The sequence below is a fragment of the Mesoflavibacter profundi genome (genome assembly GCF_014764305.1).
GTDB lineage: Bacteria > Bacteroidota > Bacteroidia > Flavobacteriales > Flavobacteriaceae > Mesoflavibacter > Mesoflavibacter profundi.
In genome coordinates this window covers 430,337-442,500 of record NZ_CP061703.1, presented here as the reverse complement: position 1 = coordinate 442,500, position 12,164 = coordinate 430,337, and the positions used below count along the sequence as shown (strand labels likewise).

Genomic DNA, 12,164 nt, shown 5'->3' with positions numbered 1-12,164 from the left:
ACTAGATGATAAATATAGTTATGGTGAAATTAGGTTGGTTTTAGACGAATTAAACTCATAAAAAAAGGCTTCAACATTTCATGTGAAGCCTTTTCAATTTTATATAATTAAAATGTTATCCTTTAATAACACCTCTAGAAATTACAATCTTTTGGATTTCAGAAGTACCTTCATAAATTTGAGTGATTTTTGCATCACGCATTAAACGCTCTACATGGTATTCTTTTACAAAACCATTTCCACCGTGTATTTGTACAGCTTCAACAGTTTGTTCCATAGCTACTTTACTAGCGTATAATTTTGCCATAGCGCTAGACATATCGTAATTGTTACCTTGGTCTTTATCCCAAGCAGCTTTCATTACTAGCATACGTGCAGCTTCAATTTCTGTATACATATCTGCAAGTTTAAAAGCAATAGCTTGGTGGTTACAAATTACGGTACCAAAAGCTTTACGCTCTTTACTATATTTTAAAGCTAACTCGTAAGCTCCAGAAGCAATACCTAAAGCTTGTGCAGCAATACCAATACGTCCACCAGAAAGTGTTTTCATTGCGAATTTAAATCCAAATCCGTCTTCACCAATTCTGTTTTCTTTTGGTACTTTAACATCGTTAAATTGAAGCGTATGTGTATCACTTCCTCTAATTCCTAATTTATCTTCTTTAGGACCAATATCAAAACCTTCCATACCTTTTTCAACTATAAAAGCATTGATTCCTCTGTGTCCTTTTTCTCTGTCTGTTTGTGCAATTACTAAATAAACATCAGAACGACCACCATTGGTAATCCAGTTTTTTGTTCCATTAATTACATAATGGTCACCTTTGTCTATTGCAGTAGTTGTTTGCGATGTTGCATCACTACCAGCTTCTGGTTCACTTAAACAAAATGCACCAATTTGCTCACCAGTTGCAAGTTTAGTAAGGTATTTTTGTTTTTGCTCTTCTGTTCCAAAAGCTTCAAGACCGTAACAAACTAAAGAGTTATTTACAGATACCATTACAGAAGCAGATGCGTCTATTTTAGATAATTCTTCCATAATTAATACGTAAGAAATCGTATCCATACCACTTCCGCCGTATTTAGGATCAACCATAATTCCCATAAATCCAAGATCACCCATTTTTTTGACTAATTCTTGCGGAAATTGTTGCTTGTCGTCACGTTCTATAACGCCTGGTAATAATTCGGTTCTAGCAAAATCACGAGCAGCGTCGCGTATCATTAAATGTTCTTCAGTAAGATTAAAATCCATAGTGGTATATAAAATTGTTAATTCAATAAAAAATGTTCTCAAAGATAACTCTTTATTAGCATTTTTTCAATCGTTATAGTTATTTTTACATTATATGATAAAAGATAATTACAAAGTTGTTGGTGTGATGTCTGGGACATCTTTAGACGGAATTGATTTAGCAGAAATCCATTTCACTAAAAATGAAACTTGGCAATTTCAAATTTTAAATTCGACTACAATTTCTTATTCTGAAGATTGGCTCAGACAACTAAAAAACTTAACTCAAAAATCAAAAGAAGATTTACAGCAAATAGATGTTGATTACACCAATTATTTAGCTGAAGTTATTACGACTTTCATTAAAAAAAACAACATAAATCACCTTGATGCTGTTTGCTCTCATGGTCATACCGCATTACACCAACCAGAACAAAAATTAACGTATCAAATCGGAAATTTACCTGTATTGGCAGAACAATTAAAACAAACTGTTGTATGTGATTTTAGAGTACAAGATGTACATTTTGGTGGTCAAGGCGCGCCATTAGTACCAATTGGTGATCAGCTTTTATTTTCGGCGTATGATTATTGTATTAATCTTGGCGGATTTGCAAACGTGTCTACCCTAATTAATAAGCAGCGCATCGCTTTCGATATTTGTCCAGTAAATATTGTGCTTAATAAATACGTACAACAATTAGGGATTGACTATGACGATAAGGGATATATAGCTTCACAAGGAAAAATAAATCAACAATTATTAGAGCAATTAAATGCTTTAAATTTCTATAAAAAATCATATCCAAAATCCTTAGGATTGGAATGGGTAGAACAGCAAATTTTCCCATTAATAGATAACTACAAATTAGAAGTAAAAGATATTTTGCACACTATGACCCATCATGTGGCGCAACAAATAGCAAAAGTGATTAACCAAAAAGATAATGCATCTGTTTTGCTAACTGGTGGCGGAACGTATAATGATTTTTTAGTTGAAAGAATTAAAGCTTTAACCAATGCTAAAATCGTTATTCCATCTGCTGAATTAATAGAGTTTAAAGAAGCATTAATCTTTGGTTTTTTAGGTGTTTTAAAATTAAGAGAAGAAAATAACTGTTTAGCATCTGTTACAGGAGCAAGTAAAGATCACTCTTCTGGGAAGATTTATAAATTTTAACACTACAATATCAGTAGTTTACTTACTTTTGAAGCTTTGGTACAGCTTTTGAAAAGTATATCAAAAAATAATAACAATTAATAAATAATTAAAAAAATGAAACAACTATTACTAGCATTTGCATTACTAATTTCTGGATTAACTTATGCTCAAGATTTTGATGATAATTGGGAAGACAGATCAGAAAAGTTGCCAGGTTACATAATCACTAATAAAGGAGAAAAGATAGAAGGTTACTTAAAAAGATTCTTAAAAATTAAAAGTCAACGTAAAGTGAAATTCTTTAAAACATTAGAAGATAAACCAGTAGTTTATGATCCAAAAGATTTAAAAGCCTATAAAATTGGAGAAGATTATTACGAAACACATCCTTACGAAGGTTTAAGCGGAAATACAAAAGTCTTTTTATTAAGAACAGTAGAAGGAAAAATTAGTCTTTTTGATTATTACATAAGAGTAGAAGATGATAAAGGTGCAGAAATGACACTTAAAAAAGATGGCAACAAAGAGATTATTTTAGACTTTGATGGTACCAAAATTCAAACAGAAGTGTTAGCAGTAAAAGATGGTGATGATTACCTAAAATTTGCTTCGCCAAAGGTATTGTTTAGCTTTAAAAATGTAATGAGTAAATACGTGAGTGATTTTCCAGAATTAGCTAAAAAAATAAAAAGCAAAGAAAAAGGATATCGCGTTTTAGGTATTTTAAAAATTGTAAACGAATACAACGCACATTTTGAATAAAACAAAATTTAATACACTAACACTGTTGTTTATTTTATTATCTACAACAGTGTTTTCTCAAACCGCCAATTTTACTTGGACAGATTGGGCAAAAAATGGTCATAATGGATATCAAAATCCAAATATTATTTTTCCTACAACAGAAGATTTTACAATCTATAGTATAGAAAAATCAGGATCTCATGTTTACGCACCAAAGCTAATTTACATTACAAAGCATGATTACAATCGTCAAGTTTTAAAAGATGTAAATTTTAAATTACCACAACGTCAACGCATGGATGCTACTTTAATAGATGTTATAGAAGGCGATAACAAACTTTACTTTTTCTCTAATATTGCTTTAAAAAAAGATGGTAAAAACGTGCTATACGTTCAAGTATTCGATAATAATAGCTTTACTATTTCAGAAGAAAAAGAGCTAGTTACCTTACCTATAGAAAAAGTAAATAACTCAGGTTTTTTTAATGTAGAAATTTCTCCAGACAAAAACACATTAGCTGTTTTAGTAAATAATGTTTTTGAGAAAAAGCAAAACGAAAAAATTACAACAGTTTTATTTGATAAAGATTTAAATGAAATAGCTAATTCAAATTTCACTTTAAATTTTGAAAGCGAAAGAGCTTACAAAGAACAGCTTTACATCACTAATGATAAAACAATACATATTGTAAAACATACAGATATTTTTAAAAAAGAACCAAAAACAACTGTTATTACAATAAACGGAACAGATATAAACACACAACAAGTTTCTGCTCCAGAGTTTTATATTTCAGACAGTAAAGTAATAACTGTAGCTAATACAAATTATCTAATAGGTTTTGCGACAGATAATGTAAAACCAGGTATTTCGGTTGGCGGAAAAAAAGATAAAAGCTTTTTTCTTTACGATATAACTAACGGAAATTTAGTAATCAATCAAGGTTGGTCAGACGCTATACTTAAAAAAGTTTTAGGTAAGGGCTTTTTAGATTTAACAGTTCAAAATGTACTAACTCAAGATAACAACATCTATTTAATTGGTGAATGTTTTAAATCCGAAAGTGCTTTAAAAGAAGGCGCAAGTTTTGAGTATGATTACACGTATAATATAGGTCCAGGAATAGTTGTAAAGTTAGATACAGCAGGAGATGTAAAGTACGAGTCTTACTTAAAATATTCAGACACTTATAAAAATGAAGCTAAGCGTATTGCCTCATTTTACCCTTTTTTAGATAACGGAAAATTAAATCTGCTAACAACAGAAAAAGAATACGTTTTAAAAGAGAAAAAAATTGTTTTAGGTAGTAGAAAAATTGAAGCAAGAGCAGTTGTTTTAAACACAATTGACGATGCTGGAGAACAAACAATTGTACCATTTTGGGACAGTAAAGTTGGTGGCGAAGATTTAATGATAGATTTTGCACCAACCTTTACAAAACAAATAGATACTACCAATTTTGCTATTTATGGCTATGGTAATCTATATCATGCATTTGGAAAAATGACATTAAACTAAAAACTTAACAATAATTTATAATAATAAAAATGGCTTTACTTTTAAAGCCATTTTTTGTTTTTTATATTTGTTGTTACTAATTAACAATTCTTCAAAAAAATGAATCAACTAAAAACCTGTTTAAACCTAAACTAACTAGTTGATTTTATTCTTAATAATTAAATGAAAGACTTACTAAAAATTTACGAAAATAAGGCTCCAGAAATTGTATTTAACTGGAAAGATTCAGAAACAGATGCAGAAGGATGGACAGTTATAAACTCTTTACGTGGTGGCGCTGCTGGTGGCGGTACACGTATGCGCAAGGGATTAGATATGAACGAGGTTTTATCTCTTGCCAAAACAATGGAAGTAAAATTTACTGTATCTGGACCAGCAATTGGTGGTGCAAAATCAGGAATTAATTTTGATCCAAAAGACCCAAGAAAACGCGGTGTTTTAGAGCGTTGGTATAAAGCAGTTTCACCTTTATTAAAAAGTTATTATGGAACTGGTGGAGATTTAAATGTAGATGAAATTCACGAAGTAATTCCAATCACAGAAGATTCAGGTGTTTGGCATCCGCAAGAAGGTGTATTTAATGGTCACTTTCAACCAACAGAAGCAGATAAAATTAATCGTATCGGTCAATTACGTCAAGGTGTAATCAAGGTTTTAGAAAATGTAAACTATTCACCAGACGTTTCAAAAAAATATACTGTTGCAGATATGATTACTGGTTATGGTGTTGCCGAAGCTGTAAAACATTATTATGAAATTTATGGCGGAAATGTAAAAGGAAAACGTGCCGTAATCCAAGGATTTGGTAATGTTGGCTCTGCAGCAGCTTATTACTTAGCTCAAATGGGTGCAAAAGTGGTAGGAATTATAGATATTTCTGGAGGAGTAATTAATGAAAACGGATTTACTTTTGAAGAAATTAAAGAGTTCTTTTTAAATAAAAACGGAAATACTTTACTAGCAGAAAACATGATTCCGTTTGAAGAAATGAATCAACGCGTTTGGTCTCTTGAAACCGAAATATTTGCACCTTGTGCAGCATCACGTTTAATTACTCAAGATCAAATAGATCAGATGATAAATACAGGTTTAGAAGTAATTTCTTGTGGTGCAAATGTACCATTTGCAGATAAAGAAATTTTCTTTGGACCAATAATGGAGCATACAGATCAACGTGTAAGTTTAATACCTGATTTTATTTCTAATTGCGGTATGGCACGTGTATTTGCTTATTTTATGGAACGTAAAGTGCAAATGACAGACGAAGCTATTTTTAATGATACGTCTTCAATAATTAAAAAAGCAATACAAAACGTACACGATAAAAGTCCGTTAAAAACCGAAATTAGTAAAACAGCATTCGAATTAGCATTAAAACAACTTATCTAAACACATGGAAACAGCAATAATTTTAGTATTTGTAATTGGTTACTTAGCCATTACATTAGAGCATAATTTAAAAATAGACAAGCTTATACCAGCATTGGTAATGATGGCAATAAGTTGGGCTTTAATTTCTTTAGGAATAGATGCGTTTCCACAATGGTTTGACTCGGCTAACCACGGTTTAGTAGAAGGTTATACTTCTATGGGACATGAAAGCAGAATGCATTTAATGGAGGAAACATTATTACATCATCTTGGTAAAACAGCTGAGATTTTAGTGTTTTTATTAGGCGCAATGACTATTGTAGAAATTATCGATTATTTTGATGGATTTTCGACAATCAAAACCTTCATTAAAACTAAAAATAAGAAAAGTATACTTTGGATATTTTCAATTTTAGCTTTCATATTATCTGCAATTATAGATAACCTAACAGCAACAATTGTATTAATTTCTATTTTACAAAAAATAGTAAGAGATAGAGACGTACGTATTTGGTATGCAGGTATTATAATCATAGCAGCAAACGCTGGTGGAGCTTGGTCACCAATTGGAGATGTGACAACTACAATGCTTTGGATTGGTAAAAAGGTATCTGTTGGGCATTTAGTAGGTTATTTATTACTACCATCTTTAGTATGTATGGTTATACCATCGTTTATAGCGTCTTTCTTACCAGCATTTAAAGGTCAATTAGAGGTTGAAGATGATGTAGAAGATAAGCCAAAAAGTAAGTATAGTTCTACAATGTTATATTTAGGATTAGGTGCAATAGTATTTGTTCCTATTTTTAAAACTGTAACACACTTACCACCATATGTTGGTATGATGTTAGCTTTAGGTGTAGTTGCTGTATTTGCAGAAGTATATAGTTCTTCTAAATTTAGTTTAGCAGAAGTAAATCATACCGAAAGTGATGCTCATGCACACCATAGTCCAGTACATAGTTCTCTATCAAAAATCGAGTTACCAAGTATTTTATTTTTCTTAGGAATTTTAATGGCTGTAGCAGCATTAGAATCTTTAGGAACTTTATTTGGTTTTGCTAATACGTTAAAAGAAAGTATGCCAATGATGGGAACAGAATTACATGGTGAAGGCGTTTCAGATTTAGTGATTTTATTACTAGGAATTGGATCTGCGGTTATAGATAACGTACCATTAGTAGCGGCAAGTTTAGGAATGTTCTCTGAGCCTATGGATAATGAGTTATGGCACTTTATAGCATACTCTGCAGGAACAGGAGGAAGTATGTTAATTATAGGTTCTGCAGCAGGAGTTGTAGCAATGGGAATGGAAAAAATAGACTTTTTCTGGTATTTAAAAAAGATATCTTGGTTAGCGTTAGTTGGTTTCTTAGCAGGAGCATTAACTTTTTTCTGGACAAGAACACTATTTTAAAAACTGATTTACAAGAAAAATAAAAATTAAACGTTACCAATATATCATACCTAAAAGAAACTTATGATAAGTACAATAATACAAGACACTGCTCAAGACGCTTCAGAAGTTTTACAAGATGGAGAATCTGTTGAAAAAACATTATCTGTAATAGAGTTAATTACAACTGGCGGTACAGCAGGAATGGTTATAATAGCATTATTATTTGTGTTATTAATTATGGCAGTTTACATCTATTTTGAGCGTATTTTAGCTATAAAAGAAGCGTCTAAAATAGATGCTAATTTTATGAATCAAATTAAAGATTACGTTAGTAATGGTAAAATTGATTCTGCTCAAAATTTATGTTCTACCGTAAATTCACCAGTTTCTAGATTAATAAGTAAAGGTATTTCTAGAATAGGAAAACCTTTAGAAGATATTAATACAGCAATAGAAAACGCAGGAAGATTAGAAATTTATAATCTAGAAAAAAACGTAAGTGTTTTAGCAACTATATCTGGTGCAGCGCCAATGATTGGTTTTCTTGGAACAGTAATTGGTATGATTTTATCAATATTTGAAATAGCCAATTCAGGAGGATCAATAGATATTAAAACCTTAGCAGACGGTTTATACACAGCTATGACTACAACTGTTGGTGGTTTAATTGTAGGTATTGTTGCTTATATTGCTTATAACCATTTAGTTGTAAAAACTGATAAAGTGGTGTATCAAATGGAAGCTAATTCACTTGAATTTTTAGACTTATTAAACGAACCTAGTTAATATGCGATTAAGAGGAAGAAATAAAGTTACCCCAGAATTTAACATGTCGTCCATGACCGACATTGTTTTCTTATTACTTATCTTTTTCATGATTGCATCTACATTAGTTTCGGCAGAAGCGATAGACTTACTTTTGCCTAAATCTTCAAGTAAAACTACCCAAACAAAAAATGTTTCTGTAAGCGTAGATAAAGATGTTAATTATTATGTAGACATGAAAAAAGTGTCTAAAGATAATTTAGAAACAGAAGTTTTAGCAAAAGTTGGTCAATCAGAATCGCCAAGTATTACTATACGATCAGATCAAGATGTAGAGATGAAACATGTAGTTTATATTATGGATATTGCAAATCGAAATAAGATTAAATCTACTTTAGCGGTAAAGTCTAAGTAATTTTCAGATGAAATATTTAAACACCAAACACGAGCAAAATTCAGCAAAAATAACCGCTTTAATTATGGTTATTTTAATATTGTTGTTATTTGTAGTTGGTCCGCCTTATATGGATCCGCCAGAAGAGTATGGTGTTGCAGTTAATTTTGGTAACTCTGCTGTAGGAAGTGGTAATGTCCAACCAGATAACCCTGTAAAATCTGAAAACTTAAATATTAATAAGCAGCCACAAGAAGAACAAGCACAAGAAGAAACTAAGGAAGAAGCTGCAGCATCTACAAATGAAACTTCAGAAGAAGTGATTACTCAAGACTCTGAAGCGGCAATAGCAATTAAAAAACAAAAAGAAGCAGAAGCTAAGGCAAAAGCAGAAGCCGAAAGAAAAGCTAAAGAAAAGGCTGCAGCAGAAGAAAAAAAGCGTCAAGATGAAGCAAAAAAGAAAGCAAAACTAGATGCTATGATGGGCGGACTTAATAACTCTGATGGTGAATCTAGTGGAAGTGAAGGAGATGACAACCAAGCAGGTGATAAAGGTCAGTTAAACGGAGATCCTTATGCACCAAGTTATTTTGGTGATGGTTCAGGTTCTGGTAGTGGAGGAGTTGGATTTGGTTTAAGAGGAAGAGAACGATTAAGTAATAAAATATTTATTCCTGAATGTGATAATGAATATGGTATTGTTGTTGTAGAAATTCGTGTTAATAGAAATGGTAACGTAGTTAGTGCTAAACCAGGTATACAAGGTACAAAAGCTGATGCTTGTTTATACCAAGCAGCTAAAAAAACAGCTATGTCTTTTAAATTCAATCCAGATCCAAACTCAAAAATAGAACAAGTTGGTTATGTTAACATAAATTTCAAACCAAACTAATGACATATCAAGAGACTGTTAATTGGATGTTTACTCAGCTTCCAATGTACCAAAAGCAAGGTAAAACAGCATTCAAAAAAGATTTAACTAACACATTGTTGTTAGCTAATCACTTAAATAATCCGCAACATAAATTTAAATCTATCCATGTAGCTGGTACTAACGGTAAAGGATCTAGCAGTCATATGCTAGCATCTGTTTTACAAGAAGCTGGTTATAAAGTAGGCTTGTATACGTCACCCCATTTAAAAGATTTTAGAGAACGAATTAAGGTTAACGGAGTAGAAGTAAGTAAGCAGTTTGTAATCGGTTTTATTAAAAGAAATAGATCTTTTTTTGAAGTAAATCCATTATCTTTTTTTGAAATGACCGTTGGTATGGCGTTTGACTATTTTGCAAAACAAAAAGTAGATATTGCCATAATAGAAGTAGGTTTAGGTGGACGATTAGATTCAACAAATATAATTACTCCAGAAGTATCTTTAATAACTAATATTGGGTATGATCACACACAGTTTCTTGGTAATACGTTACCATTAATAGCTTCAGAAAAAGCAGGTATAATAAAACCTAACATTCCTGTAGTGATTAGTGAAACTCAAAAAGAAATAGAAACAGTTTTTGAAGACATTGCAAATCAAAATAATTCTAAAATATTCTTTGCAGATCAATCTGAAATAAAAACATATCCTACAGATTTAATTGGTGATTACCAGCAGAAAAATATAAAAGGTGTATTAAAAGTAATAGAAATTCTAAAACAGAAAAACTATAAAATCTCTAATTTAAATATAAAATCAGGATTGCTTAATACTGTTTTGAATACAGGATTAAAAGGAAGATGGCAGATATTACAAAACAATCCTAAGGTTATTTGTGATACAGCACATAACTATGAAGGTTTAAAAATTACAATCAATCAATTATTAAAAGAACAATATGATAATTTACATATTGTTTTTGGTGTTGTTGATGACAAGGATTTAACCAAAATTTGGTCATTATTACCTAAAAATGCAAAATATTATATATGTAAACCTGATGTTCCTCGAGGTATGTCAGAAAAAAAATTATTAAGCCAATTTTTAGAACTTAACTTTGACGCGAACAGTTATAGTTCTGTTAATGAGGCTAGTAATGCTGCTATTTCTCAAGCTTTACCTACAGATGTTGTATATATTGGAGGTAGTACATTTGTAGTTGCTGAAATTTTTTAAAATTTTTTTCAAAAAAGTTTTTGCAGATTCAAAATCTGTCTTATATTTGCAATCCAATTACGAAGGGCGCGTAGCTCAGTTGGTTCAGAGCACTTGGTTTACACCCAAGGGGTCAGGGGTTCGAATCCCTTCGCGCCCACAAAAAAAAAGGTCTTCTTTAGAAGACCTTTTTTTATTTTAATAGTTTTAAAATTCTTTCTAAAGCCATTCCTCGTGATCCTTTTATAAGTATTGTTGAATTTTTAAAAGGAATAAAATTTTCTTCAAAACTTTCTAGAGTTTGGAATTTAATAATTTTACTATCAGATGTAGAGATGTTATTAAAATGATTTCCTATCAAGAATACTTTATTAAGATTAAATTTAGAGCATAAATCTGCGATGTTTTGATGTTCTATTTCTGCATCTTTACCAAGTTCGAACATATCGCCTAGAATAGCTATTTTAGTCTTGTCAGATAGCTTATTTAAATTATCTAATGCTACTTCCATACTTGACGGATTAGCGTTGTAAGCATCTAATATTATCTTGTTACTTCCATTTTCAATAATTTGAGATCTATTGTTGTTTGGAATATAATTTTCTATAGCAGTTTTAATATCTATATTTTCAATGCTAAAATATTTACCAATTGTTGTCGCAGCACAAAGGTTAGTAAAGTTATAAGATCCAATTAATTTAGATTCAACTTTTATATTGTTGAAAGAGTAATTAACAAATGGATTTACTTCTATCAGTTTTATATGGTTTTCGCATTCACTTTCAGTTGAAGTAAAACAGATTGTTTTTTGATAAAGTTTTAATTTATTTTTTTGAATTTCATCATCAATATTATAAAATATAGTTTTATTATTTTCAATTAAATAATCGTATAATTCACTCTTGCCTTTTATAATTCCATCTACACCACCAAAACCTTCTAAATGTGCTTTTCCAAAATTAGTGATATACCCATAATCTGGCTCTGCTATTTTGCATAAAAAAGCGATTTCTTTTTGATGATTTGCACCCATTTCTACTATACCAATTTCAGTGTCTTTATTCATTGATAGAAGTGTTAATGGTACGCCTATATGGTTGTTTAAATTTCCAACAGTTGCTATTGTATTATATTTCTTAGCAAGGACAGTATTAATTAGTTCTTTAGTAGTTGTTTTGCCATTACTTCCAGTTAGCGCTATAATCTTTAAGCCAAGGTATCTTCTATGATAGTTTGCTAACTTTTGTAATGTTTCAAGACTATTTTTAACTAAAATGGTATTGCTATTTGTTTTATATTCTTCCTGATCTACAATTGCATACTTTGCACCATTTGTTAATGCTTGATTTGCAAAAGTATTTCCGTTAAAGTTATCTCCACTTAAAGAAAAGAATAAGCAATTTTTAGTTATTTTTCTTGTGTCTGTGCTTATTCCAGAGCTATAAAGAAATAGTTGATGTAATTCTTGTATTGTCATATAGGTTA

General features: G+C 30.8%; 12 protein-coding genes and 1 tRNA gene (1 of these 13 cut by a window edge). 11 read left to right on the top strand and 2 right to left on the bottom strand.

Annotation, left to right across the window (positions count from 1 at the left end):
* Positions 1-61, top strand: partial view of a helix-turn-helix domain-containing protein gene (locus tag IFB02_RS02070; protein ID WP_191072978.1) — the 3' end only. Its footprint begins 2,378 nt before the window's first position; only the last 61 of its 2,439 coding nucleotides appear in the window; its start codon lies beyond the left edge, outside the window; its stop codon occupies positions 59-61.
* A gap of 54 nt (positions 62-115) precedes the next feature.
* Here IFB02_RS02070 and IFB02_RS02065 read toward each other — a convergent pair whose 3' ends face one another.
* The gene (locus IFB02_RS02065) at positions 116-1,258 is read right to left on the bottom strand and encodes an acyl-CoA dehydrogenase (protein WP_191073164.1); all 1,143 of its coding nucleotides are present in this window, start codon (positions 1,256-1,258) and stop codon (positions 116-118) included.
* 94 nt (positions 1,259-1,352) lie between these two features.
* Between IFB02_RS02065 and IFB02_RS02060 the strand changes: the two genes are divergently transcribed.
* From IFB02_RS02060 to IFB02_RS02015, 10 genes are all read left to right on the top strand, one after another.
* Positions 1,353-2,417: an anhydro-N-acetylmuramic acid kinase gene (locus IFB02_RS02060; protein WP_191072977.1), complete on the top strand. Its 1,065-nt coding sequence runs from the start codon at positions 1,353-1,355 to the stop codon at positions 2,415-2,417.
* 96 nt (positions 2,418-2,513) lie between these two features.
* On the top strand, positions 2,514-3,161 hold the full coding sequence (locus IFB02_RS02055) for a hypothetical protein (RefSeq protein WP_191072976.1): 648 nt from the start codon (positions 2,514-2,516) through the stop codon (positions 3,159-3,161).
* A complete protein-coding gene (locus tag IFB02_RS02050; protein WP_191072975.1) occupies positions 3,154-4,662 on the top strand; it encodes a hypothetical protein in 1,509 nt (502 codons plus the stop codon). The genes IFB02_RS02055 and IFB02_RS02050 overlap by 8 nt, the downstream gene beginning before the upstream one ends.
* A 162-nt stretch (positions 4,663-4,824) precedes the next feature.
* Positions 4,825-6,051, top strand: a complete 1,227-nt coding sequence (locus IFB02_RS02045) for a Glu/Leu/Phe/Val dehydrogenase dimerization domain-containing protein (protein WP_106688189.1) — start codon at positions 4,825-4,827, stop codon at positions 6,049-6,051.
* A 4-nt stretch (positions 6,052-6,055) separates the two neighbouring features.
* Positions 6,056-7,450, top strand: coding sequence for a sodium:proton antiporter NhaD (gene nhaD / locus IFB02_RS02040; protein ID WP_106688190.1), 1,395 nt, complete (start codon positions 6,056-6,058; stop codon positions 7,448-7,450).
* 63 nt (positions 7,451-7,513) lie between these two features.
* Positions 7,514-8,218, top strand: coding sequence for a MotA/TolQ/ExbB proton channel family protein (locus IFB02_RS02035; RefSeq protein ID WP_106688191.1), 705 nt, complete (start codon positions 7,514-7,516; stop codon positions 8,216-8,218).
* A gap of 1 nt (position 8,219) precedes the next feature.
* Positions 8,220-8,612, top strand: coding sequence for an ExbD/TolR family protein (locus IFB02_RS02030; protein ID WP_106688192.1), 393 nt, complete (start codon positions 8,220-8,222; stop codon positions 8,610-8,612).
* Positions 8,613-8,619: 7 nt separating this feature from the next.
* The gene (locus IFB02_RS02025) at positions 8,620-9,483 is read left to right on the top strand and encodes an energy transducer TonB (protein ID WP_106688193.1); all 864 of its coding nucleotides are present in this window, start codon (positions 8,620-8,622) and stop codon (positions 9,481-9,483) included.
* Positions 9,483-10,700, top strand: a complete 1,218-nt coding sequence (locus IFB02_RS02020) for a bifunctional folylpolyglutamate synthase/dihydrofolate synthase (RefSeq protein ID WP_106688194.1) — start codon at positions 9,483-9,485, stop codon at positions 10,698-10,700. Before IFB02_RS02025 ends, IFB02_RS02020 begins: the two co-directional genes overlap by 1 nt.
* A gap of 64 nt (positions 10,701-10,764) precedes the next feature.
* Positions 10,765-10,839: transfer RNA gene (locus IFB02_RS02015), tRNA-Val, on the top strand.
* 33 nt (positions 10,840-10,872) lie between these two features.
* Here IFB02_RS02015 and IFB02_RS02010 read toward each other — a convergent pair.
* Positions 10,873-12,156: a UDP-N-acetylmuramoyl-tripeptide--D-alanyl-D-alanine ligase gene (locus IFB02_RS02010; RefSeq protein ID WP_191072974.1), complete on the bottom strand. Its 1,284-nt coding sequence runs from the start codon at positions 12,154-12,156 to the stop codon at positions 10,873-10,875.
* Positions 12,157-12,164: the final 8 nt, after the last annotated feature.